The sequence below is a fragment of the Haliea atlantica genome (genome assembly GCF_054779855.1).
The window spans coordinates 45,646-68,831 of the sequence record NZ_BAAGXL010000017.1; the positions used below are offsets into that span (position 1 = coordinate 45,646).

Consider the following 23,186-nt stretch of genomic DNA (forward strand, 5'->3'; position numbering starts at 1 on the left):
TTCCATTCAGTCGATTGTCGTGGGGCCGCGCTTCAGGGAAGCAGCTGCGCCCCGGTATAACCGTTGTCGGCGAGCCGTCGCTGTACGCGATCCAGCTCTTCCGGGCTGTCCACCGGCCCGATACGCACGCGGTAGAGGCGGCCGCTCGCACTGTCTACCGGACTGACGGCAACCGGCGAGGTCACCAGTGCCGCCAGCTCGGTGCGCAGGCGCTCGGCGGAATTCTCCGAGCCAAAAGCGCCCAACTGCAGGAAACGGTAATTCCCCAGCGGACTGCCACGGCGGTCGTCGATGCCCGCCAGCTGGATCACCTCGACCTCCACCCGGGCGGTGCCGACTTCCATGAAGCCCAGTTTGACCGCGGCGCCGTAGGAAAGGTCAATCAGGCGGTCACTGTGAAAGGGGCCCCGGTCATTCACGCGCACCACGATGCTGCGCCCGTTGTCGAGATTGGTGACCCGGGCGTAGCAGGGAATCGGCAGGGTCTTGTGCGCCGCGGTGGCCGCGTAGAGATCGTAGACCTCGCCGTTGGAGGTCAGCTGGCCGTGGAACTTGGTGCCGTACCAGGAGGCCAGGCCGCGCTCCCGATAGCCCGCCAGACTGGGCAGCACTTCGTAGCTCACGCCGTTGACCGTATAGGGGCTCTTGTTGCCCACGCCGAGAATCGGATCGGGCCGCGGACGGGCGTCGGCGACATCCTCCGGGCGGATGCTGCGCAGGGGCGCTCCATCGCGCACGGCGTCGCGTGCGCCCGTCTCCGGCCCGCTGGCCTCCCGCTGGGGAGGGGTGCCAGTGCAGGCTGTCAGCAGCAGCGCCAGAAGCGGTAGCCAGCAGGCTTTCACTGGGCATCCCCCCCGGCCGCCAGCCGCTGGGCCAGCTGGTGGACGCTCATGGCATACATGGCACTGTGGTTGTAGCGGGTGATGACGTAGAAGTTGTGCAGCCCGAGCCAGTATTCGTAACCGTCCTCGAGCTCAAACTTCATCGCCGTGGCCTTGGCATCGGGATCCACCGCCTGCCGGGGCCGGATGCCGACCTTGGCAAACTCGGCAATGATGCGCTCCGGTACCAGCCCGGCATTGAACCACGCCTCGGGCGCGGCATCGGTCACCGCGGCCGGCACCACCACCGCTTCGCCCGGGCGCCAGCCGTGGGCCTTGAAGTAGTTGGCCACACTACCGATGGCATCCACCGGGTTGTTCCAGATATCCGTGTGCCCGTCGCCGTCAAAATCCACCGCGTAACTGCGATAGCTGCTGGGCATGAACTGGCCGTAGCCCATCGCGCCGGCATAGGAGCCCTTGAGGGACAGCGGATCCACATCCTGCTCGGCGGTGAGAATCAGGAAGTGCTTCAGTTCCTTGCTGAAGAATGCGGAACGGCGGGGATAATCGAAAGCCAGGGTCGCCAGGGCATCGATAACCCGGTAGCTGCCGGTAATCCGGCCGTAGTAGGTTTCTACCCCGATAATCGCGGCGATCAGCTCCGCGGGCACCCCGGTCTCCGCCTCGGCACGCGCCAGGGTCTGGCGGTGCGCCTGCATGAAGGCGCGCCCCTCGCGTTCCCGCCGCTCGGTGAGAAAGATCTCGCGGTATTCATGCCAGGGCTTGACCTTCTCCGCCGGCCGGGCGATCGCCTCGAGGATGGACTCCTGTCGCTGGGCCTCGGACAAGAGGGCCAGCAGGCTGTCCCGCTCCATGCCCCGCTCCGCCACCAGCTCTTCCACCAGTGCCCGCGCGTCCGCGTTGTCGCGGTAGCTCTCGGCGGCGCCGGCGAGGCCGGAACACAGGGTGAGCAAACCGACCATCCACTTCCAATGCACCACTTTCATCACTCGCTACTCACCTGAAGGTCAACGCGGAATCACCGTCCGCGGCTCGGTAGCCACCGCCATCAAAACGCCAAAGCCCGCCATCAGGGTAACCAGCGAGGTTCCCCCTGCGCTCACCAACGGCAGCGGCACGCCCACTACGGGCAACAGTCCGGCGACCATGCCCATGTTAACAAAGATGTAAACGAAAAACGTCAGCGTCAGACTGCCGGCGACCAGCCGCCCAAAGGTCGAGGGGGCGTTTGCCGCGATCCAGAAGCCGCGCAGCAATATCAACAGATAGAGGGCCAGCAGAATCAGCACGCCGCGCAGGCCGAACTCCTCCGCCAGCACGGCGATGATGAAATCGGTGTGGCCCTCGGGCAGGAAGTCCAGCTGCGACTGTGTGCCCTGCAGCCAGCCCTTGCCCTCCCAGCCACCGGAGCCGATTGCCGTCTTCGACTGAATGATATTCCAGCCCGCCCCCAGCTTGTCACTCTCCGGGTCCAGCAGGGTGAGAATGCGCTGGCGCTGGTAGTCCTTGAGCAGATACATCCAGGCCGGCCACGCGGACAGCACTGCCAGGAGGACCGCACCGCCGATATAGCGCCACCCTATGCCCGCCAGAAACAACACGAACAGGCCACTGGCCGCGATCAGCAACGAGGTGCCCAGATCCGGCTGCACCAGGATCAAGCCGGCGGGCAGGATCACAATAGCGAGGCTCCCCAGGACCAGCGTGAAACGCGGCGGCAGGCCCCGCCCGGCCAGAAACCAGGCCATCATCAGCGGCATGCACAGCTTCATGATTTCCGACGGCTGGAAGCGGAACCCGCCAATCGACAACCAGCGCTGGGCGCCCTTGGCGCCCACGCCGAAAAACACCACGGCCACCAGCAGCAGTACGCCACCGGCATACAGCCAGGGGGCCCAACGGGCATAGCGCTGGACATCGATCTGGGCCGCCACCAGCAAAACGGTACAGGCGACCAGCAGATACTGGGCCTGGCGAATCACCGCACCGAGCTGCTGCCCGGATGCACTGTAGAGCACCACCAGTCCCAGACCGGCCACGACAAGCAGCAGCAACAGCAGCGGCAAATCCAGGTGCAGGCGGCGCGCCAAGGAAGCGCTGTCCTGCAGACCGGCGCGCTCACCGGGCATCTGCCGTACGTAGTCACCCATCGACCGGCACTCCTTCGCTCGCGGCGGCGTCCGGTTGTGGCGGCTCGCGCAGCAACCAGTCATCCAGCACGGCGCGCGCAATCGGGCTGGCCACCGAGGCGCCACCGCCGTTTTCCACGATCACCGCCAGGGCGATCGTCGGCGCCTCGATGGGCGCGAAAGCGATGAACAGGCCGTGATTGCGGTGCCGCTCGGCCACTTCATCCTCGCGATAGATGGCCCCCTGGGCAATGCCAATCACCTGCGCGGTCCCGGTCTTGCTCGCCATCTCGTACTGCATGCCCTCACCAATCTTGCGCGCGGTACCGCGACGACTGTGCACCACCGCACGCATCGACTCGAATATCGCATCCCAGTGTTCCGGGCTGGCCTCGATGCGGCTGACCTCGGGCGCTTCCACCGCCACGCCACCCACCGACTTCAGCAGCTGCGGCACCCGCTGGACACCCCGGGTCGCCAGCACCGAGGTGGCGACGGCAAGCTGTACCGGGGTGGTCAGCATGTAGCCCTGGCCGATCCCCGCACTGAGCGTCTCGCCGGGATACCAGGGCTTGCCCAGGTGATCGCGCTTCCAGCGGGTCGAGGGCAGCACCCCCGGACGCTCATTGGTGGTGTCCAGGCCCGTGCGCTCACCCAGGCCATAGGGCGCCAGCAGCTCGTGCATGCGGTCGATCGTCAGCCGCCGCGCCAAGTCATAGAAGTACACGTCGCAGGACTCGGCGATGGCCATGTGCAGATCCACACGGGGGGCGTGCCCGGTCCCGCGGATCTTCAGGATCCAGTCGCGGTAGCGGCGCGAATCGCCCGGCAGGCGATACCAGCCGGGGTCGGGGACCGTGGTTTCGGGGGTGATCAAGCCGGCCTGCAGCCCCGCCAGTGCCATCATCGGCTTGATGGTGGAGCCGGGGGGATACTGCCCTTGCACCGCGCGATTGAAGAGCGGCACGTCGGGGGAGTCGCGCAGGGCCGCGTAGTCCTCGGTACTGATCCCGTTGACGAACAGGTTGCTGTCAAAGCCGGGGGTGGAGACCAGCGCCAGCACACCACCAGTGGCCGGGTCGATGGCCACCACGGCACCGCGCTGCTCGCCCAGGGCGCGCTCGGCCGCCTGCTGCAGCTGGTAATCCAGGTGCAGGACCAGATCCTCGCCGGGACGGGGGTCAAAACGTTCGAGCACCCGCAGCACCCGGCCGTGGGCATTGGTCTCGACGTTCTGGTAACCCACTTCGCCGTGCAGTACGTCCTCGTAGTAGCGCTCGACGCCGACCTTGCCGATATGGAAGGTGCCGCGGTAGGCGCTCTGGTCCAGCGCCTGCATCTCCCGCTCGTTGATGCGACCGACATAACCGATGGCGTGGGAAAACAGGGCGTCGAGGGGGTAGTGGCGCAGCAGTTGAGCGTCCACGGTGACCCCGGGCAGGCGGTGGCGGTTGACTGCCAGCAGGGCGCGCTCTTCCTCGGTCAGGCGAAAACGCAGGGGAACCGCCTCGTAGGGACGCCGGTGGCCCAGCTTCTGGTGAAAGGTCTCGAGGTCGCTCTCGGAAATCGGGATCAAAGCCCGCAGGGCTTCGAGGGTGGCGTCGAGGTCCTCGACGCGCTCGCGCACGATGGACAGCATGTGACTGGGCCGGTTGTCCGCCAGCAGCACGCCATTGCGATCGTAAATCAGGCCGCGCTTGGGAGGCAGCGGCTGCAGCTGCACCCGGTTGCGCTCCGACTGTGTGCGATAAGTCTCGTAGTCCCGAATCTGCAGGTTGTAATAGCGGTAGAGAATGCCCGCCAGCAGCGCACAGGCAATCAGCACGGCCGTCAGGGTACGGACGAGAAAAATGCGACTTTCCCGTCCCGGGTCCTTGAGGGTGATGGATTCAGGCATGTGCAGGCAGGGTTGGGACTGCGCGAAGGGCTCAGGCCCGATGATACGGGTGATTGACTGTAATTGTCCAAGCCCGGTAGAGCTGTTCCACCAGGACCACGCGCACCAGCGGATGGGGCAGGGTCAGGGGGCCGAGGGACCAGCGTCGCTCGGCGGCCGCCAGGCAGCCCCGGGAGAGGCCGTCCGGCCCACCGATCACCAGGTTGACATTGCGACCGTCCATCATCCAGCCGCGCAGGTGCTCCGCCAGCCGCGGGGTGCTCCAGGACTCACCCTCGACGTCCAGGGCAATGGTGCGGTCTCCCGGGGCAAGGTGCCGGAGAATCTGCTCGCCCTCGCGCTCCCGCAACTGCTCGACCGCCACATCGCGACCGCGCCTCGCCAGGGGCAGGTCGCGCCACTGCAGCCGCAACTCCCGGGGCAGGCGACGAGCGTACTCGTCGACGCCCGCATCCACCCAGGCGGGCATCTTGCCGGCGACACTGACCACCGAGATGCGCATCAGTCGACCGGGCGGGTATCCACCCAGAGGCGCTCCAGATCGTAGAAGTCGCGGGTTGCCGGCAACATGACATGCACCACGACGTCGCCAAAGTCGGCCAGCACCCACTCGCCGACATTCTCTCCCTCGAGCCCCAGGGGCCGCTCGCCGGCTTTCTTGGCTTCCAGGCAGACGTGGTCCGCCAGCGACTTGACGTGCCGGTTGGAGGTACCGCTGGCAATGACCAGGTAGTCCATGACATCGGTCATGCCGCGCACATCCAGGGTGACGACATTGACAGCCTTGAGTTCATCGAGGGCCTCGACGACCAGGGCCTTGAGTGCTTCAGCTTCCATCTGGGGGCAAAGCCCTCCTTGTTTTGACGTGTAATTTCAGTCTGCTACCGCCTCGCGGTACAGCGCATTATCGACGATATACTCGAGCACCGCATCCGGCAGCAGAAAGCGCGGAGAGTGCCCGGTGGCACACAGGTGACGAATTTCGGTGGAAGAAATCGGCAGCGGCCGCAGTTCCTGCAAAAGCACCCCGCCGGCGGGCCGGCGCCCAAGGGCAGCGGCATCCGGCAGCCGGTGGTGGCCGAGCCAGTCCGCCACTTTGCCGCGCCGGGGCAACTCCCACCCGGGACGCGCCAGCACCACCACGTGGGCCAGGCCCAGCAGCTCCTGCCAGCGGTGCCAGCGTGGCAGGCCCAACACGGCATCACAACCCACCACCAGGCAGAGCGGGCGCTGCTCACCGTACTCACGCCGCAGTTCCGCGAGGCTGTCCACCGTCCAGGAGGGGCCGTCGCGCTGCAACTCGCGACGGTCACAGCTCAGGCGCGACTCGCCGCGCACCGCGAGCTCGACCATGTCCGCCCGCGCAGTGGCGGGACAGCCAGGGCTCTCGCGATGTGGCGGCGTGGCACAGGGCACCAGGTGCAGACGCTCCAGCGCCAGCCCCTCCACCAGTTCCACCGCAGAGCGCAGATGGCCGTGGTGAATAGGGTTGAAGGTGCCGCCAAACATGGCGACCGGTGCCTGGGTCGCCGCGGCGCTCAACGGCGTACCTGCCCCTCGCCGAAGACGACATACTTGCAGGACGTCAGACCCTCGAGCCCCACGGGCCCGCGGGCGTGAAGCTTGTCGGTGGAAATGCCAATCTCCGCCCCCAGGCCGTATTCGAAGCCGTCCGCGAAGCGGGTCGACGCGTTGATCATCACGGAGCTGGAATCCACCTCGCGCAGGAAGCGCATGGCGCGCGCGTGATCGCGGGTCACGATACTGTCGGTGTGCTGGGAACCGTAGTGGTTGATGTGGGTGATCGCCTCTTCCAGATCCTCCACCACCTTGACCGCCAGCACCGGCGCCAGGTACTCGGCGAACCAGTCATCCTCGGTGGCAGCCAGCATGTCCGGCACCCGGCGGCGGCTCTGTGGGCAGCCGCGCAGCTCCACCCCCGCCTCGCGAAAATCCGCTGCCAGCTCGGGCAACAGGGCGTCCGCTTCCGTGGCCGCTACCAGCAGGGTTTCCATGGTATTGCAGGTACCGTAGCGGTGCGTTTTGGCATTCAGGGCAATGGCTCGCGCCATCTGCAGGTCCGCCCCGGCATCCACGTAGACATGGCAGACCCCGTCGAGATGCTTGATCACCGGCACGCGGGCGTCGCGGCTGATGCGCTCGATCAGGCCCTTGCCGCCACGCGGCACGATGACGTCGACATAGGCGGGCATGGCGATCAATTCGCCGACGGCGGCGCGATCGGTCGTTTCCACGACCTGCACCGCGGCCCGCGGCAGGCCGGCCGCCCGCAGCCCCTCCGCCAGGCAGGCGGCTATGGCGCGATTGGAGGCCAGCGCCTCTGACCCGCCGCGAAGAATGGTGGCGTTCCCCGACTTCAGGCAAAGACTGGCGGCCTCCACTGTTACGTTGGGGCGGGACTCATAGATAATGCCGATAACCCCGAGGGGCACGCGCATCTGGCCCACGCGGATACCGCTGGGGCGGGTCCGCACCCCGGAGATCTCGCCCACCGGGTCGGGCAGGGCCGCCACTTGCTCCAGCCCCGCCAGCATGGTGTCGATGCGGGCCGGGGTCAGCGCGAGGCGGTCCAGCAGCGCCGCATCCAGGCCCGCCTCGCGGCCGCGCTGAAGGTCTTCCTGGTTGGCCTGGGCGAGTGTGTCCCGGGCAGCATCCAGGGCGTCCCGGGCGGCCAGCAGTGCCGCGTTGCGCACCGCGGTGCTCGACGCCGCCACCTGCCGCGAGGCCGCTCTCGCAGCCCGCCCCATTTCCTGCATGTAATGCGGGATATCCATATTGGGTCCGTTATCAAAAGCCGCGATTATACCCGAAGCCCGCGGGCCCTGCGCCAGTCCGGGAGTCAGCCCCGGCACGGCGGGAAAGAAATTTCAGCGAACAACGTTGACAATCATTCTCATTAGCATTAATTTGCCAGTCAAGGCATCCAATTGTCAGCCGTGGAGACACCATGTACGTCTGCATCTGCAAAGGCATCACCGACCATCAGATCCGCGCCGCGGTCAGCCAGGGCGCGGAGAATATGCGTGCCGTGCGCCAGACACTGGGTGTTGCCAGCCAGTGCGGCAAGTGCGGGAGCCTGGCCCGGGACATCATGCGGGAAGCCCTGGACGAACTGCAGAGCGCGGACAGCGGGCTGTTCTACGCCGCCGGCTGAGCCCGCAGGGGCGCCGAAACCGGATGCGAATCACTGCGATTATCATTACAAACTCTTTTGCAATCAACGACTTACGTTGACCCCTCCCCGCCCCTGAACTATACTTCGCGCCACAATCATCCAGGGAAGTGGAGCACGCTATGAAAGGCGACGCCAAAGTCATCGAACATCTGAACCAGGTACTCGGCAACGAGCTGGTGGCGATCAACCAGTACTTCCTGCACGCCCGCATGTACAAGGACTGGGGCCTGAAGGAACTGGCCGACCACGAGTACCACGAATCCATCGACGAGATGAAGCACGCCGATCAGCTGATCGAGCGCATCCTGTTCCTGGAGGGCCTGCCCAACCTGCAGGACCTGGGCAAGCTGCTGATTGGCGAGAACACCCAGGAGATGCTCGAGTGCGACCTCAAGCTGGAGCACAAGGCACACAAGGACCTCAAGGAAGCCATCACCTACTGCGACTCTGTCGGTGACTATGTCTCCCGGGACCTGTTCGTATCCATCATGGCCTCCGAGGAAGACCATATCGACTGGCTCGAGACCCAGCTGGGCCTGATCGAGAAAGTCGGCCTGCAGAACTACCTGCAGACCGCCATGCAGTCCGTCAAAGAAGGCTGAGCCTGCCCCTTCGCCCCGGTCCAACCGGGGCGACCCACGCCCCCGCCAGATGCACGCCCCGGCAGCTGGCGGAGCGGCGGAACCACCCCTCAGGAAACCGCGAGCAAATCACAGTCGAGCTTGTCCAGAACGCGCTCGACCGTGTTGTTGTTGATCGCGGCAGCCAGGCCGCTGCGTCCGGCGTTGCCAATCACCAGCAGGCCGACCTTGAGCTGTTCCGCCATGTCCACAATGACGTCGTCGGGGTCGCCCATGCGCACGTGGATATGCTCGAGATCGACACCCCAGTCCCGCACCAGGCGATGGCGGTCGGGGGCCTGGGAGAGGTCACGGTAGGCTGACACGAAATGCACATCGGCACTTTCGCTCTCGATCAGCTGTCGGGCGAAGCGCAGAATCTTCTCGTTGGCCTGCGCCCGACTGCCCTCCGTGGCGGACAGGTCGACGGCCGCCAGCACAGCGCGAGGATTGATCGCGCCGCCGTCCTTGACCAACAACACCGCGCACTTGCACTGGCGAATCAGTGTCCAGTCGGAGGTTCGCTTGAGCACGCGCTGATGCAGGGGGCGACTGAAAGAGGATTTCAGCACCACATCGGCCCTGTAGTGTTGTGACGCGCGCACACAGCCCTGGTACCAGTCGGGGTCCCATTCCAGCTCCACGGCCACATCGAGACCCGCCTCCCGCAAAGGCCGCGCCAGGGACTCCATCCAGGCGTGGCAGGCATCCAGTGCCTCGCCGCGACCGGCGCCAAACTGACGCACGGCGGCCACATCCTCGTGGATGCAGGCATACAGGTGAATCTGTGAACCCAGCTGGCGCGCAATCACGCGTGCCCGATCCAGGGCCGGCTGTTCCTCGCGGGTCGGATCGATAACCACCAAAAGACGCTTGAAGTCCATAATTGCCTCCCGATTAAAGACCGTCACAGCCTAACGCGATGGGCGCGATATTACAGCCGACTCGGGGCGGGGTTCGGGAAAACAGGAAGGGATGTTGATGTCGGTCAAGATCCCTGCCGGGGCAGCAAGGCCGCCGCCGGCAGGGGCCCGGGAGGGGATCAGCTGGCGGCCGAAGAGGCCGCGGCTTCCTTGATCAGGGTCTGCAGTTCACCGCTTTCGTGCATTTCCGCGACAATGTCGCAACCGCCGATCAGCTCGCCGTTCACCCACAACTGGGGGAAGGTCGGCCAATTGGCGTACTTCGGCAGGTTTGCGCGAATATCGGGATTGCTCAGCACATCGACGTAGGCGAAGCGTTCGCCACAGGCCATCAGGGCCTGCACCGTGCGCGCGGAGAAACCGCACTGGGGCTGGTTGGGGGAGCCTTTCATGTAGATCAGAATCGGATTGTTCTCGATCTGTTCCTTGATGGTGTCAAAAATATCCATGGGATGACCTGCCATACTGTGGGCCGAAGCCGGATGAATGGGCGCCAATTGTAACGCATCGGCAGCGCGCCTAGAAATGCCGGCGACCGCATACCGGGAACATATTGTCAAGGCCGGTGCCAGGCCGTATCATGAATCATCTGAGGCAGCGTGTGCTGCCTTTTTGCGTTTCAGGCCCCGCATCCGGAGCCCCCACATGAGGAGAGAACCGCCAGTGTCCACCACGCTGATGCCCACCTATTCCCGTTTGCCCGTGACTTTCAGTCGCGGCGAAGGCTCCTGGCTGTGGGACACCGACGGACGACGCTATCTCGACGCCCTCTGTGGCATCAGCGTTACCAACCTCGGCCACGGTCACCCCGCCGTCACCCGGGCCATACAGGAACAGGCGGCTCGCCTGGTGCACACCTCCAACCTGTATCGCATCGAGGCCCAGGAGGCCCTCGGTGACAGCCTGACGGCGGCCGCCGACATGCAGCGGGTGTTCTTCTGCAACTCCGGCGCCGAGGCCAACGAGGCGGCGATCAAGCTGGCGCGCCTGCACGGCCACCGCAAGGGTATTGAGCGCCCCGGCATCGTGGTCTTCGAGAACGCCTTTCACGGCCGCACCCTGGCCACCCTGAGCGCCACTGGCAACCGCAAGATCCAGGCGGGTTTCGAGCCCCTGGTCAGCGGCTTTGTGCGGGCACCGCTCAACGACATCGCCGCCGTGGAACAGATTGCCCAGCGCAACCCCGATGTGGTGGCCGTGCTGGTGGAGCCGATTCAGGGCGAGGGCGGTATTCGCGCCGCCAGCCCGGCATTCATGCAGGCCCTGCGCCAACTCTGCGACCAGCGCGGCTGGCTGTTGATGCTGGACGAGGTGCAGACCGGCAACGGGCGCACCGGTCACTACTTTGCCGCCCAGGGCCTGAACCTGGAAGCCGATGTGATTACCACCGCCAAGGGCCTGGGCAACGGCGTCCCGATTGGCGCCTGCCTGGCCCGGGGCCCGGCGGCCGAGGTCTTCGGTGCCGGCCACCACGGCTCCACCTACGGTGGCAACCCGCTGGCCTGCGCCGCCGCCGGCGCCGTGGTCGAGACCATCTCCGCGCCGGGCTTTCTGGATCGGGTGCAGGCAGCCGGCGAGCGGCTGCACCGGGCGCTGTCCGACGGGCTGCGTGACTGTGAGCATGTGGCCGAACTGCGCGGCTCCGGGCTGATGCTGGGTATCGCCCTGAAACATGACTGCGGCGAACTGGTTGGCCGCGCCCTGGACGCCGGGCTCCTGATCAATGTCACCGCGGGCAACACCATCCGCCTGCTGCCCCCCCTGACCATCAGCGACGCCGAGATCGAGGAGCTGGCCGCGCGCCTGGTTCCGCTGATCCGGGATTTCGGCTGACATCCTCTACAGGTACCCAAGCCATGAACACACCCAGGCACTTCCTGACCCTGCTGGATTTCTCCCCGGACGAGCTACAGGGACTTCTGAAACGCGCCAGCGAGATGAAGCGCGCCCACCGCGCCGGCGCCGACCAGCGCGACTTCCCGGGCAAGGTGCTGGCGATGATCTTTGCCAAGTCCAGCACCCGCACCCGGGTATCCTTCGAGGCGGGGATGGCGCAGCTGGGCGGGCACGCCATGTTCCTGTCGCCCCAGGACACCCAGCTCGGCCGCGGCGAGCCGATCGAGGACAGCGCCCGGGTCATCTCTTCCATGGTCGACGTGGTGATGATCCGCACCTTCGGCCACGACATCGTGGAGCGCTTTGCCGCCCACTCGTCGGTGCCCGTGATCAACGCCCTGACCGACGACTACCACCCCTGCCAACTGCTGGCGGACATGCAGACCTGGCAGGAACACCGCGGCCCGATGGCCGGCAAGACCGCGGCCTGGGTGGGTGATGGCAACAACATGTGCCAGTCCTACATCAACGCCGCGCGGCAGTTCGATTTCCAGCTGCGCATCGCCTGCCCCGAGGGCTTCGACCCCTCGCCGGCGCTGCTGGCCGCCAATGCCGACCGGGTGCAGCTGACCCGCGACCCCGCGGAAGCCGTGCGGGGAGCCGACCTGGTGGTCACCGACGTCTGGGCCTCCATGGGCCAGGAGGAGGAGCAGCAGGCCCGCGCCCGCGCCTTTGCCCCCTACCAGGTCAACGAGGCCCTGATGGCCCACGCTGCCAGCGATGCCCTGTACCTGCACTGCCTGCCCGCCCATCGCGGGGAGGAGATCAGCGCCGGCCTGATGGATGCGCCCGATACCGTGATCTGGGACGAGGCGGAAAACCGCCTGCACGCCCAGAAAGCCCTGCTCGAGTTCCTGCTCCGCAGCCAGGGTCACTGACAGGCAGCCAGCCCCCTCCCCCGTCAAATAACCGTGCCCTATAAGGGCACGGTTGCTTATGAGAAATTATTCGTAGAAACCGCGACCCGCGCCCCTTCCGCTGCCCCGGGGCCCGGGGGCCAGCCCCCCCGCGGCCTGCCGGGTTAGCACCTGCCTACCTCTTCACCTGCGCACAGGATATCCACAGCTCTCCCCCGGACTTGTTCGCTTGCACAGGGGCCCAGGTCGCATTATCTTGTAGGGCATTCGTCAAACCACCCCAATATATTGGGTGCAGCGCGGCATTTGACACGCTGGCGCCACCGGACCGGATGGCGCGTACTGGCCCGAACGCGATAACAAAAGCGCCAGTCACAATGGGCCGCAAGCTCACAAGGATTGATACAGCACCCGTCCGGGCGGCGGGCAACCAGCAACCACAGGGAGAGGCAGGCGCAGCGGCCTGCGGGGGAAAGCGTATGTACACAGAGACCAGCCCGGCCAGCACCCAGGCACCGGGGCCCGACGTCAGCGGTGAGTCGACCAGCGCCAGTGCCAGGCTGGAAGCCACCGCCCCCGGGCAGCTTCGCGTGATCAAGCGCAATGGCACGGTGGTGAGCTTCGAGGCCAGCAAGATCTCCGTGGCCATCACCAAGGCCTTTCTTGCGGTGGAGGGCGGTACCGCCGCCGCCTCCAGCCGCATCCATGAAACCGTCTCCCGCCTCACCGACCAGGTCGTGGGCACCTTCGAGCGGCGCATGTCCTCCGGCGGCACAGTACATATCGAGGACATCCAGGACCAGGTGGAACTGGCCCTGATGCGCGCCGGCGAGCACAAGGTAGCCCGTGACTACGTCATCTACCGCGAGGAGCAGGCGCGCAAGCGCGCAGCCCGCAAATCGCTGTCCCCCGCGGCCCAGGAGGCGGCCGGTAGTATCAACGTGCAGCATCCGGACGGCAGCCGCCAACCCCTGGACCTCGAGCGCCTGCACACCCTGGTCACCGAGGCCTGCGCCGATCTCACCGACGTGTCTGCCAGTCGCATCATCGACGAGGCCCTGCGCAACCTTTACGACGGGGTCACCGCTGCGGAACTGTCCACCTCCCTGGTGATCACGGCACGGACCCTGATCGAGCAGGACCCGAACTACAGCTACGTTGCCGCGCGCCTGCTCTGCGACACTCTGCGCGCCGAGGCGCTGCAGTTCCTCGGGGTTGCCGCGGCGGCCACCCAGTCGCAAATGACGGAACTCTACGCCCGCGCCCTGAGCGCCTATGTCGAGAAAGGTGTGGCCCTGGAGCTGCTCGACCCGGCACTGGCCGACTACGATCTCGAGCGCCTCGGGCGGGCCCTGCTGCCGGAACGCGACCTGCAATTCACCTACCTGGGCCTGCAGACCCTCTACGACCGCTATTTCATCCACAGCGAGGGGGTGCGTTTCGAGCTGCCGCAGATCTTCTTCATGCGCGTCGCCATGGGCCTGGCCCTGCGCGAGCCGGAAAAGGATGCCCGCGCCATCGAGTTCTACGAACTGCTGTCCTCCTTTGACTACATGAGCTCCACGCCGACCCTGTTCAATGCCGGCACGCTGCGCCCCCAGCTCTCCTCCTGCTACCTGACCTCGGTGCCGGACGACCTGCGCGGCATCTTCGGGGCCATCCAGGACAACGCCATGCTGTCCAAGTTCGCCGGTGGCCTGGGCAACGACTGGACCCGGGTGCGCGCGCTGGGCTCCTACATCAAGGGCACCAACGGCAAGAGCCAGGGTGTCGTGCCCTTCCTCAAGGTGGTCAATGACACCGCGGTGGCGGTCAACCAGGGCGGCAAGCGCAAGGGGGCCGTGTGCGCCTACCTGGAGACCTGGCACCTGGACATCGAGGAGTTCGTCGAGCTGCGCAAGAACACCGGCGACGACCGCCGGCGCACCCACGACATGAACACCGCGAACTGGATCCCGGACCTGTTCATGAAGCGGGTTTTCGAAGACGGCGAGTGGACCCTGTTCTCCCCCAGCGACACGCCGGACCTGCACGATCTCTACGGGCGCGCTTTCGAGGAGCGCTACATCGGCTACGAGGAACAGGCCAAAGCCGGCAAGCTCAAGCTGCACAAGACCGTGCGCGCCCAGAACCTGTGGCGCAAGATGCTGGCCATGCTGTTCGAGACCGGGCACCCCTGGATGACCTTCAAGGACCCCTGCAACCTGCGCTCCCCGCAGCAGCACGCCGGGGTGGTGCACTCCTCCAACCTGTGCACCGAGATCACCCTGAACACCAGCGACGACGAGATCGCGGTGTGTAATCTGGGCTCCATCAACCTGCCCCAGCACATCGTCGACGGCCAGCTCGACCTGGACAAGCTGCGCAAGACCGTTCGTACCGCGGTGCGCATGCTGGACAACGTGATCGACATCAACTACTACTCGGTGCCCCAGGCGGAGCGCTCCAACCTGCGCCACCGGCCGGTCGGCCTCGGGGTGATGGGCTTCCAGGATGCCCTCTACAAGCAGCACATCGCCTACAGCTCGGATCAGGCCGTCACCTTCGCCGACCGCTCCATGGAGGCAATCAGCTACTTCGCCATCGAATCCTCCAGCGAACTCGCCGCCGAGCGCGGCAGCTACTCCAGCTACGCCGGCTCCCTGTGGAGCCAGGGCATCTTCCCCATCGATTCCCTGGACATCCTCGAGCGCGAGCGCGGCAGTGACTACCTGCAGGTGGACCGCAGCCAGACCCTGGACTGGACGAGCCTGCGCGAGCAGGTCAAGGCGCAGGGCATGCGCAATTCCAACGTGATGGCGATCGCCCCCACGGCGACCATCGCCAATATCACCGGGGTATCCCAGTCGATCGAGCCGACCTACCAGAACCTCTACGTGAAATCCAACCTCTCCGGGGAGTTCACGGTGGTCAATCCCTACCTGGTGCGCGACCTCAAGGCCCGCAGCCTGTGGGACAACGTCATGGTCAACGACCTCAAGTACTACGACGGCAGCGTGCAGGCCATCGACCGCGTGCCCGCGGACCTGAAAGCGATCTACGCCACCGCTTTTGAGGTAGAGCCGCGCTGGCTGGTGGAGTCGGCCAGCCGTCGCCAGAAGTGGATCGACCAGGCGCAGTCACTCAACCTCTATATCAACAACGCCAGCGGCAAGAAGCTCGACGTCACCTACCGCATGGCCTGGTACAGCGGCCTCAAGACCACCTACTACCTGCGCTCCCTGGCCGCCACCGGTACCGAGAAATCCACCATCAGCACCGGCAACCTGAACGCGGTTTCCGCCGGCAGCCAGAGCGTGCAGGCGGCACCGGCGCCTGTGCCCGCGGCCTGCTCCCTGGACGACCCGGACTGCGAGGCCTGCCAGTAAGGCGGGCCCACACTGACTGACTTGTGAGGATTTGACAGTATGCTGAGTTGGGACGACTACCACAGCGAAGACACCCTCAAGCCCGCGCGCCCGGCGCCGCCGCCTCCCCCTCGGGAGGCGGCCACCGCCGCAAGCCCGGAGACACCGAACAATGCAAAGGAAACTGCCGCGGCCGGATCGACTGCCGGGGCAGCGGCAAGCCCGGTTGCAACGCCCGCCGACAGCGTAGCGGCCGCCAACCTGGCCGCCGCCGCGGAAGCGCTGGAACACCTCGATGTGGCCCCCGGTCTGGAAGAACTGGAGATGGGTGCCGCGCGCGTCTCGGTGGACGAGAAGGCGATGATCAACGCCCGCGCCGACCTCAACCAGCTGGTGCCCTTCAAGTACGACTGGGCCTGGCAGAAATACCTGGACGGCTGCGCCAACCACTGGATGCCCCAGGAAATCAACATGACCGCCGACGTCGCCACCTGGAAAAGCCCCGACGGGCTGACCGAGGACGAACGCCGCATCGTCATGCGCAGCCTGGGCTACTTCTCCACCGCCGACTCCCTGGTGGCCAACAACCTGGTGCTGGCCATCTATCGCCTGATCACCAATCCGGAGTGCCGCCAGTACCTGCTGCGCCAGGCCTTCGAGGAGGCCATCCATACCCATGCCTACCAGTACTGCATCGAGTCCCTGGGCATGGACGAGGGCGCGGTGTTCAACATGTACCGGGAAGTGCCCTCGGTGGCGCGCAAGGCCGCCTGGAGTCTCAGTCACACCCACCACCTCTCGGATCCGACCTTCCACACCGGCACCCCGGAAACCGACCAGACCCTGCTGCGCAACCTGATCGGTTTCTACGCGGTGACCGAAGGCATCTTCTTCTACTGCGGCTTCACCCAGATCCTCTCCATGGGCCGTCGCAACAAGATGACCGGGGTGGCGGAGCAGTTCCAGTACATCCTGCGCGACGAGTCGATGCACCTGAACTTCGGCATCGACATGATCAACCAGATCAAGCTGGAGAACCCGCACCTGTGGACCGAGACCTTCCAGCAGGAGGTGATCCAGATGATCCTGGAGGGCACCCAGCTGGAGATCGAATACGCCCGGGATACCATGCCCCGGGGTGTACTGGGCATGAATGCCGGCATGATGGAGGAATACCTGCACTTCATCGCCAACCGCCGCCTGGTCCAGCTGGGCCTGCCCGAGCAGTTTCCCGGTGCCCAGAACCCCTTCCCCTGGATGAGTGAAATCATGGACCTGCGCAAGGAGAAGAACTTCTTCGAGACACGGGTAATCGAGTACCAGACCGGTGGGGCGCTGAACTGGGATTGAAAACCTGAGCGAATCCGCAGATTTCACCTTCTGCCTGTCAACGCGGGTGGCTATACTGCAGGCAGGTATTGTCCAGGGAGAGGTACGACCATGCTGAAAAAACGTCTTTTGATTCTGTTGCAGTCGCTGGCTCTGGTACTTGCCAGTACCCTTGGCACGGCCCAGGCTGCCGTGATCGGGTCCAGCGAGCACTTCCGTGCCGAGGCCGGTCAGACTGCCACCCGGCAGCTCACCCAGGCCATTGCCTCGGATGCCGTGCAGTCGAAGCTGGTGGCCCTGGGGGTCGACCCGGTGGACGCCCAGGCACGTATTGACGCACTCACCGTCGAGGAGCAGCAGCTGCTCGCCGAACGCATGGATGAACTGCCAGCGGGCGGTATCCTGGGCGTGCTGGGTGTGATTTTCGTGGTTCTGCTGGTGCTGGAAATCGTTGGCGTCACCAACATTTTCAACAAGGTCTAGGCTTTCACTTCTGCTGTTGCTTGCCGCGTGGCTCCAGGGCTGCGCGGTGCTCCCGCAACCGCCCAACACCGCCCGCGCCATCGAATTGGCGAGCGTCCCCTTCTTTCCCCAGGCCGACTACCAATGCGGCCCCGCTGCACTGGCCACGGTGTTGGTGCACACCGGCATCGACACCGACGCCGAGACACTGGTACCGCAGGTTTACCTGCCCGGGCGTGAAGGCAGCCTGCAACCCGAGCTGCGCGCAGCAGCGCGCCGCGCCGGGCGTATTCCCTGGCCGCTGGAGGGCGGCATCGAGGCCCTGTTCAGCGAGCTGAATGCGGGCAATCCCGTGCTGGTCCTGCAGAACCTTGGCGTGTCCGCACTGCCGGTCTGGCACTATGCGGTGGTGATTGGCTACCAGCCCGAGACACGGCGGGTCATCCTGCGTTCGGGCCGGGAAAAGCGCCGCGAGGAGCCCTGGGGGCGTTTCCTGGCCAGCTGGAACCGCGCCGGCATGTGGGGGCTCGTGGTACTGCCGCCGGATCAGCTGCCCGCGTCATACACGGGACCGGATGCACTCGCCCGCGCACTGGCCAGTCAGGAAAGCTCCTTGCCCGTGCCCCTCGCGACAGAGACCTGGGACAGTGCACTGGAGCGCTGGCCGAAGGCCAGCGCTCCCCTGTTCGGCAGTGCCAATGCGCTCTATGCCAGCGGACGCCACCGCGAGGCAGCCGCGCGCTACCGGGCCCTGCTGCAAGAGCACCCGGACCACCTCAGTGCGCGCAACAATTTCGCCGACCTGCTGCTGCGGGAGGACTGCCCCGTTGCCGCCAGCTCGGTGATTGAACCTGCCCTCGCCGCGCAAGCTTCTGCACCTCTGCTATCGCTCATCCGCCAGACCGCTGCGGAAATCAAGCAGGCCGGCACACGGGATGCCCCACACTGCGGGTCATTGGCAGGCACTTTTTAGAAGTCACAGTTGGGATAAGCAAACCCCGCGGTTTGCATCGCGGCCTGACACTGGCTGTACTGGCAGCATCTTTCACCTGGGCCCGAACGGGCCTGACAAAAAACATAAAAGGCACCTCATGAATCCACTCGTGCTGCGCACCCCCGAAACCTGCTTCGACAAACTGCCCGACTTCCCCTGGGACCCCAATTACCTCACCGTTCAACACCCCGAGCACGGGCCACTCCGCCTGCACTACCTGGACGTGGGTCCCGTCGACGGCCCGGTGGTACTGATGCTGCACGGCGAGCCCACCTGGTGCTTTCTCTACCGGCACATGATCCGCGCGCTGAGTGCACAGGGGCTGCGTTGCATTGCACCGGACCTGATTGGCTTTGGTCGTTCGGACAAGCTGGTCCGCCGCCAGGACTACAGCTACGCCGCCCATGTGGGCTGGATTGCCGACCTGGTGAACAGCCTGGACCTGCGGGAGGTTACGCTGGTCTGTCAGGACTGGGGAGGCCCGATTGGCCTGTCGGTACTGGCCCGGGATCCGGCCCGCTTCGCCGCGGTCGTCGCCGCCAACACCCTGCTCCCCACCTGCGAGGCGCCGCCAAAGGGCGTCCCCGACTGGCCCGGGGATATCGTCACCCAGTGGGTTGCGGCAACCGCAACAGCGGACGATCTGCCAGTCGGGGACACCGTGGCGGCTGTCTGCGTCAACCCGCTGCCGGACGCCGTCCGCGCCGCCTACGACGCGCCATTCCCGGAACCCGCCTACAAAGCAGGCCCCCTGGAATTTCCCTCGCTGATCCCGATCCGCGAAGACATGCCCGGCACGGCGGAGAACCGGGCCACCTGGCGGCTGCTGGAAACCTGGGAAAAGCCCTTTGTCACCGCCTTCAGCGACAGCGACCCCTCCACCGCCGCCTGGGCGGAGGTCTTCCGCCAGCGAATACCCGGCGCACGCGGGCAGCCCCATCCGGTGATCGCCGGCGCCGGCCATTTTCTGCAGGAAGAACAGGGCCCGGCTCTCGCCGACGTCGTCTCGAAGCAAGTCCAGCCGCCGGGCTGACCCCCTTTCGCCGTGCCGGGACAGGCCCGCAGCGGGGTATCGGATGACCCGGCCCCGACGGCCCCGCGACCGCGCGACGCTCGGCAACCCGGCAACCCGGCAACCCGGCAACCCGGCAACCCGGCAACCCGGGCATCAGTGCAGTGAATACCCACCATCCGCGCACCCGCTGCGCCCCCGGTTCACCTTGCTGGACCAGGGGGCTACAATGGACGCCCTTTACCATTACGTCGCTGCCTCGCGCGCCGACATTTCCAACAACCCACACAGGAACGCGACATGATCTACCAGAGCGACGCGCTCACCGTGACCCGCCTCGACGGGGACATCGCCGAGCTGCACTTCGACCTCCAGGGAGAATCCGTCAACAAGTTCAACGCTGCCACGGTGCAGTGCCTCAGCGAGGCCCTGGATGCCCTGGAAGCTGAATCCGGCCTCAAGGGCCTGCTGGTCACCAGCGGCAAGCCGGTCTTCATCGTCGGGGCCGACATCACCGAATTTACTGGCCTGTTTGCCGCCGGGAAAGACAAGATCAGCGAATTTACCGGCCCCAACAACACCAACTTCAACCGCCTGCAGGCCCTGCCCTACCCCAGCGCCGTGGCCATCAACGGCTACGCCCTGGGCGGCGGCTTCGAGGTCTGCCTGGCCTGTGATTTCCGCGTCATGAGCAGTGCCGCCAAAGTGGGCCTGCCGGAAACCAAGCTGGGAATCCTCCCCGGCTGGGGGGGCACGGTGCGCCTGCCGCGCATCGTCGGCGTGGACACGGCCGTGACCTGGATCGCCACCGCCGCCGAGCAGCGTCCCGATGCTGCCCTGAAAGCGGGCGCGGTCGACGCTGTCGCGGCCCCCGAACAGCTGCGCGAGGTCACCCTGACCACGCTTCAGCAGGCCATCGACGGCAAGCTGGACTACCAGGCCCGCCGCCAGGCCAAGAGCGGCCCCCTGCCCCTGAATGACACCGAGGCCACCATGGCCTTCTTTACCACCAAGGCCATGGTCCAGCAGCAGGCGGGTCGCAATTACCCGGCCCCGGTCAAGGTGGTCGAGGTGATGGAGCAGGCCCGCAGCATGAGGCTAGAAGACGCCCTGAAAGTCGAGGCGGAGGGCTTTGCCGACCTCGCCGTAACGCCCCAGGCAGCCGCCCTGGTCGGCGTCTTCCTCTCCGACCAGCTGCTGGGCAAGAAGGCCAAGGGCTGGGAGAAGCAGGCGGACCGCAAGATCCGTCGCGGCGCCGTACTGGGTGCGGGCATCATGGGCGGTGGCATCGCCTACCAGTCCGCCTACAAGGGGACGCCGGTGCTGATGAAGGATATCGCCCAGGAGGGCCTGGACCTGGGCATGGCGGAGGCTGGCAAGCTGCTGGCCAAGCGCGTCGACCGCGGCCAGATGAACCCGGGCAAAATGGCCGAAGTGCTCTCCAGCATCACCCCCACCCTGGACTACACCGGTTTCGAGGAGGCCGATGTGGTGGTGGAAGCGGTGATCGAGAACGAGAAGGTCAAGCGCTCGGTGCTGGCGGAGACCGAGGGCAAGGTCACCGAGGACACCATCCTCGCCTCCAACACCTCGACCATTTCCATCACGCGCCTGGCGGAGGCCCTGAAGCGGCCGGAAAACTTCTGCGGCATGCACTTCTTCAACCCGGTGCACGCCATGCCCCTGGTCGAGGTCATCCGCGGCGAGAAAACCTCGGATACCGCGGTCGCCCGCACCGTCGCCTACGCCAACAAGATGGGCAAGAAGGCCGTGGTGGTGAAGGACTGCCCGGGCTTCCTGGTCAACCGCACCCTGTTCCCCTACTTCGACGGCTTCTCCAAACTGCTGCGTGACGGCGCCGACTTCCAGGCGGTGGACAAGGCGATGGAGCGCTGGGGCTGGCCCATGGGTCCCGCCTACCTGCTCGACGTGGTGGGTATCGACACCGCCGTGCACGCCGCCGAGGTGATGGCCGAAGGCTTCCCCGACCGCATGAAGCTGGACTTCAAGACCGGCACCGAAGTGATGTTCGAGAACGAGCGCTACGGCCAGAAAAACGGCAAGGGCTTCTACGACTACAGCCCCGACAAGCGCGGCAAGCCGAAGAAAACCCCGGTGGACGAGACCTACGAGCTGATCGCCCCGGTGGTCGGCGAGCGCGTGGAGTTCAGCGAGGAAGACATCGTCTTCCGCATGATGCTCCCCATGGCCACCGAGATGGCCCGCTGCCTGGAGGACGAGATCGTCGGCACCCCCGCCGAGGCGGACCTGGCCCTGCTCTACGGGCTCGGCTTCCCCCCCTTCCGCGGCGGTATCTTCCGCTGGATCGACAGCATCGGCATGGACAAGCTCGCCGAAGCCTCCGACAAGTTCGCGGAGCTGGGCAAGAGCTACGAGCTGACCGAGGGCATGCGCGAAATGCTCTCCAGCGGCAAGACCTACTACTGAAACCGGGTGAACGAGAGGAGAACCAACGTGAGTCTGAATCCGAGAGACGCTGTCATCGTCGACTTCGCCCGCAGCGCCATGGGCCGCTCCAAGAACGGCTGCTTCCGCAACGTGCGCGCCGACGACATTTCCGTCGGGGTGATCAAGGGCCTGCTGGAGCGCAACCCCGGCCTGGACGTGAACGAGATCGACGACTTTATCTGGGGCTGCGTACTGCAGCGGGAAGAGCAGGCCTTCAACATTGCCCGCAACATCCTGCTGCGAGCCCAGCTGCCCTTCACCATTCCGGCGCAGACCGTCAACCGCCTCTGCGGGTCCTCGATGTCCGCCCTGCACACGGCGAGCGCCAATATCATGGCCGGCCTCGGTGATGTCTACCTGGTAGGCGGTGTCGAGCACCTCGGCCACCTGCCGATGATGGAATCCCTGGACCCGAACCCCAGGCTCGGCCTGAACGTGGCCAAGGCCGCGGGCATGATGGGGATGACCGCCGAGTACCTGGCCCTGATCCACGGCATTGGCCGCGAGCAGCAGGACCAGTTCGGCCTGCGCTCCCACAAGCTGGCAGCGAAGGCCCGGGACGAGGGCAAGTTCGACCGCGAGATCATCCCCATCGAGGGCCACGACGCCAACGGCGCCCTGGTGCTGGTGGATCAGGATGAAACCATCCGCGGTGACAGCACTCTGGAAGGCCTGGCCTCCCTGCCCCCGGCCTTCAACCCCAAGGGCGGCACCGTCACCGCCGGTACCTCCTCGCAGATCTCCGACGGCGCCTCGGCCATGCTGGTGATGTCCGCGGAGCGGGCCAAGGCCCTGGGCCTGGAGCCCATCGCCCGGGTGCGCGGCATGGCCGTGGCGGGGGTCGATCCCTCCATCATGGGCTACGGCCCGGTGCCCTCCACGCAGAAGGCGCTGAAAAAGCTGGGCCTCACCATCAAGGACATCGAGATGGTGGAGCTGAACGAGGCTTTCGCCGCCCAGGCCCTGCCGGTACTCAAGGACCTGGGGCTGCTGGATGTCATGGAAGACAAGGTCAACGTGCACGGCGGGGCGATTGCCCTGGGCCACCCCTTCGGCTGCTCCGGTACGCGCATCACCGGCTCGCTGCTGAACGTGATGCAGGAACGCGACCTGACCCTGGGCGTATCCACCATGTGCATCGGCCTCGGCCAGGGCATCACCACGGTGATTGAGCGGGTCTGACCCGCGAGCCTGTACTTCAACGGCCCTT

21 protein-coding genes are annotated in these 23,186 nt (G+C 65.9%); 11 read left to right on the top strand and 10 right to left on the bottom strand.

What is annotated here, in order from left to right; all coding sequences use genetic code 11:
- Window positions 1-32: 32 nt before the first annotated feature.
- From ACYVGS_RS11020 to ACYVGS_RS11055, 8 genes are read right to left on the bottom strand one after another with little or no spacing between them, the layout of a single operon-like run.
- Window positions 33-842 carry a septal ring lytic transglycosylase RlpA family protein gene (locus tag ACYVGS_RS11020; RefSeq protein ID WP_460588725.1) on the bottom strand — a complete coding sequence of 270 codons (810 nt, stop codon included), beginning with the start codon at window positions 840-842 and terminating at the stop codon, window positions 33-35.
- Window positions 839-1,831 (bottom strand): lytic murein transglycosylase, encoded by a 993-nt coding sequence (gene mltB, locus ACYVGS_RS11025; RefSeq protein ID WP_460588726.1) that lies wholly within the window; start codon window positions 1,829-1,831, stop codon window positions 839-841. The genes ACYVGS_RS11020 and mltB overlap by 4 nt, the downstream gene beginning before the upstream one ends.
- A 21-nt stretch (window positions 1,832-1,852) precedes the next feature.
- The gene (rodA, locus tag ACYVGS_RS11030; protein ID WP_460588727.1) at window positions 1,853-2,995 is read right to left on the bottom strand and encodes an FtsW/RodA/SpoVE family cell cycle protein; all 1,143 of its coding nucleotides are present in this window, start codon (window positions 2,993-2,995) and stop codon (window positions 1,853-1,855) included.
- The gene (mrdA, locus tag ACYVGS_RS11035) at window positions 2,988-4,871 is read right to left on the bottom strand and encodes a penicillin-binding protein 2 (RefSeq protein WP_460588728.1); all 1,884 of its coding nucleotides are present in this window, start codon (window positions 4,869-4,871) and stop codon (window positions 2,988-2,990) included. Before mrdA ends, rodA begins: the two co-directional genes overlap by 8 nt.
- A gap of 31 nt (window positions 4,872-4,902) precedes the next feature.
- Window positions 4,903-5,373, bottom strand: coding sequence for a 23S rRNA (pseudouridine(1915)-N(3))-methyltransferase RlmH (gene rlmH, locus ACYVGS_RS11040; RefSeq protein ID WP_460588729.1), 471 nt, complete (start codon window positions 5,371-5,373; stop codon window positions 4,903-4,905).
- The gene (gene rsfS, locus ACYVGS_RS11045) at window positions 5,373-5,708 is read right to left on the bottom strand and encodes an RsfS/YbeB/iojap family protein (RefSeq protein ID WP_460588730.1); all 336 of its coding nucleotides are present in this window, start codon (window positions 5,706-5,708) and stop codon (window positions 5,373-5,375) included. Before rsfS ends, rlmH begins: the two co-directional genes overlap by 1 nt.
- Before the next feature lie 36 nt (window positions 5,709-5,744).
- Window positions 5,745-6,413, bottom strand: coding sequence for a nicotinate-nicotinamide nucleotide adenylyltransferase (gene nadD / locus ACYVGS_RS11050; RefSeq protein ID WP_460588731.1), 669 nt, complete (start codon window positions 6,411-6,413; stop codon window positions 5,745-5,747).
- Window positions 6,410-7,666 carry a glutamate-5-semialdehyde dehydrogenase gene (locus ACYVGS_RS11055; RefSeq protein ID WP_460588732.1) on the bottom strand — a complete coding sequence of 419 codons (1,257 nt, stop codon included), beginning with the start codon at window positions 7,664-7,666 and terminating at the stop codon, window positions 6,410-6,412. Before ACYVGS_RS11055 ends, nadD begins: the two co-directional genes overlap by 4 nt.
- Window positions 7,667-7,839: 173 nt before the next feature.
- Here ACYVGS_RS11055 and ACYVGS_RS11060 point away from each other — a divergent pair, with 173 nt between their 5' ends.
- Window positions 7,840-8,046, top strand: a complete 207-nt coding sequence (locus ACYVGS_RS11060; protein WP_460588733.1) for a bacterioferritin-associated ferredoxin — start codon at window positions 7,840-7,842, stop codon at window positions 8,044-8,046.
- Between the two features lie 140 nt (window positions 8,047-8,186).
- Window positions 8,187-8,669: a bacterioferritin gene (bfr, locus tag ACYVGS_RS11065; RefSeq protein WP_460588734.1), complete on the top strand. Its 483-nt coding sequence runs from the start codon at window positions 8,187-8,189 to the stop codon at window positions 8,667-8,669.
- A gap of 89 nt (window positions 8,670-8,758) precedes the next feature.
- Here the strand turns inward: bfr and ACYVGS_RS11070 are convergent, their stop codons facing one another.
- Window positions 8,759-9,571, bottom strand: a complete 813-nt coding sequence (locus tag ACYVGS_RS11070; RefSeq protein WP_460588735.1) for a universal stress protein — start codon at window positions 9,569-9,571, stop codon at window positions 8,759-8,761.
- A 158-nt stretch (window positions 9,572-9,729) separates the two neighbouring features.
- A complete protein-coding gene (gene grxD, locus ACYVGS_RS11075) occupies window positions 9,730-10,059 on the bottom strand; it encodes a glutaredoxin family protein (protein ID WP_460588736.1) in 330 nt (109 codons plus the stop codon).
- 214 nt (window positions 10,060-10,273) lie between these two features.
- Between grxD and ACYVGS_RS11080 the strand changes: the two genes are divergently transcribed.
- From ACYVGS_RS11080 to fadA, 9 genes are all read left to right on the top strand, one after another.
- Window positions 10,274-11,443 carry an aspartate aminotransferase family protein gene (locus ACYVGS_RS11080; protein ID WP_460588737.1) on the top strand — a complete coding sequence of 390 codons (1,170 nt, stop codon included), beginning with the start codon at window positions 10,274-10,276 and terminating at the stop codon, window positions 11,441-11,443.
- A gap of 23 nt (window positions 11,444-11,466) precedes the next feature.
- The gene (gene argF / locus ACYVGS_RS11085) at window positions 11,467-12,384 is read left to right on the top strand and encodes an ornithine carbamoyltransferase (protein WP_460588738.1); all 918 of its coding nucleotides are present in this window, start codon (window positions 11,467-11,469) and stop codon (window positions 12,382-12,384) included.
- Between the two features lie 458 nt (window positions 12,385-12,842).
- Window positions 12,843-15,731: a ribonucleoside-diphosphate reductase subunit alpha gene (locus tag ACYVGS_RS11090; RefSeq protein WP_460588739.1), complete on the top strand. Its 2,889-nt coding sequence runs from the start codon at window positions 12,843-12,845 to the stop codon at window positions 15,729-15,731.
- A gap of 39 nt (window positions 15,732-15,770) precedes the next feature.
- Window positions 15,771-17,060, top strand: a complete 1,290-nt coding sequence (locus tag ACYVGS_RS11095; RefSeq protein ID WP_460588740.1) for a ribonucleotide-diphosphate reductase subunit beta — start codon at window positions 15,771-15,773, stop codon at window positions 17,058-17,060.
- Window positions 17,061-17,150: 90 nt separating this feature from the next.
- Complete coding sequence (locus ACYVGS_RS11100; RefSeq protein WP_460588741.1) at window positions 17,151-17,522, top strand: PA2779 family protein; 372 nt, start codon at window positions 17,151-17,153, stop codon at window positions 17,520-17,522.
- 46 nt (window positions 17,523-17,568) lie between these two features.
- Complete coding sequence (locus ACYVGS_RS11105; RefSeq protein ID WP_460588742.1) at window positions 17,569-18,474, top strand: PA2778 family cysteine peptidase; 906 nt, start codon at window positions 17,569-17,571, stop codon at window positions 18,472-18,474.
- Window positions 18,475-18,592: 118 nt separating this feature from the next.
- Complete coding sequence (locus tag ACYVGS_RS11110; protein WP_460588743.1) at window positions 18,593-19,528, top strand: haloalkane dehalogenase; 936 nt, start codon at window positions 18,593-18,595, stop codon at window positions 19,526-19,528.
- A 279-nt stretch (window positions 19,529-19,807) separates the two neighbouring features.
- A complete protein-coding gene (fadB, locus tag ACYVGS_RS11115; RefSeq protein WP_460588744.1) occupies window positions 19,808-21,955 on the top strand; it encodes a fatty acid oxidation complex subunit alpha FadB in 2,148 nt (715 codons plus the stop codon).
- A gap of 27 nt (window positions 21,956-21,982) precedes the next feature.
- Window positions 21,983-23,158 (top strand): acetyl-CoA C-acyltransferase FadA, encoded by a 1,176-nt coding sequence (fadA, locus tag ACYVGS_RS11120; protein WP_460588745.1) that lies wholly within the window; start codon window positions 21,983-21,985, stop codon window positions 23,156-23,158.
- Window positions 23,159-23,186: the final 28 nt, after the last annotated feature.

Bases quoted from the DNA above. Each gene is read 5' to 3' on its own strand.
- mltB (WP_460588726.1), bottom strand. From the start codon at position 1,831: ATGAAAGTGGTGCATTGGAAGTGGATGGTCGGTTTGCTCACCCTGTGT.
- rodA (WP_460588727.1), bottom strand. From the start codon at position 2,995: ATGGGTGACTACGTACGGCAGATGCCCGGTGAGCGCGCCGGTCTGCAG.
- mrdA (WP_460588728.1), bottom strand. From the start codon at position 4,871: ATGCCTGAATCCATCACCCTCAAGGACCCGGGACGGGAAAGTCGCATT.
- rlmH (WP_460588729.1), bottom strand. From the start codon at position 5,373: ATGCGCATCTCGGTGGTCAGTGTCGCCGGCAAGATGCCCGCCTGGGTG.
- rsfS (WP_460588730.1), bottom strand. From the start codon at position 5,708: ATGGAAGCTGAAGCACTCAAGGCCCTGGTCGTCGAGGCCCTCGATGAA.
- ACYVGS_RS11055 (WP_460588732.1), bottom strand. From the start codon at position 7,666: ATGGATATCCCGCATTACATGCAGGAAATGGGGCGGGCTGCGAGAGCG.
- ACYVGS_RS11060 (WP_460588733.1), top strand. From the start codon at position 7,840: ATGTACGTCTGCATCTGCAAAGGCATCACCGACCATCAGATCCGCGCC.
- bfr (WP_460588734.1), top strand. From the start codon at position 8,187: ATGAAAGGCGACGCCAAAGTCATCGAACATCTGAACCAGGTACTCGGC.
- ACYVGS_RS11070 (WP_460588735.1), bottom strand. From the start codon at position 9,571: ATGGACTTCAAGCGTCTTTTGGTGGTTATCGATCCGACCCGCGAGGAA.
- grxD (WP_460588736.1), bottom strand. From the start codon at position 10,059: ATGGATATTTTTGACACCATCAAGGAACAGATCGAGAACAATCCGATT.
- argF (WP_460588738.1), top strand. From the start codon at position 11,467: ATGAACACACCCAGGCACTTCCTGACCCTGCTGGATTTCTCCCCGGAC.
- ACYVGS_RS11090 (WP_460588739.1), top strand. From the start codon at position 12,843: ATGTACACAGAGACCAGCCCGGCCAGCACCCAGGCACCGGGGCCCGAC.
- ACYVGS_RS11095 (WP_460588740.1), top strand. From the start codon at position 15,771: ATGCTGAGTTGGGACGACTACCACAGCGAAGACACCCTCAAGCCCGCG.
- ACYVGS_RS11100 (WP_460588741.1), top strand. From the start codon at position 17,151: ATGCTGAAAAAACGTCTTTTGATTCTGTTGCAGTCGCTGGCTCTGGTA.
- ACYVGS_RS11110 (WP_460588743.1), top strand. From the start codon at position 18,593: ATGAATCCACTCGTGCTGCGCACCCCCGAAACCTGCTTCGACAAACTG.
- fadB (WP_460588744.1), top strand. From the start codon at position 19,808: ATGATCTACCAGAGCGACGCGCTCACCGTGACCCGCCTCGACGGGGAC.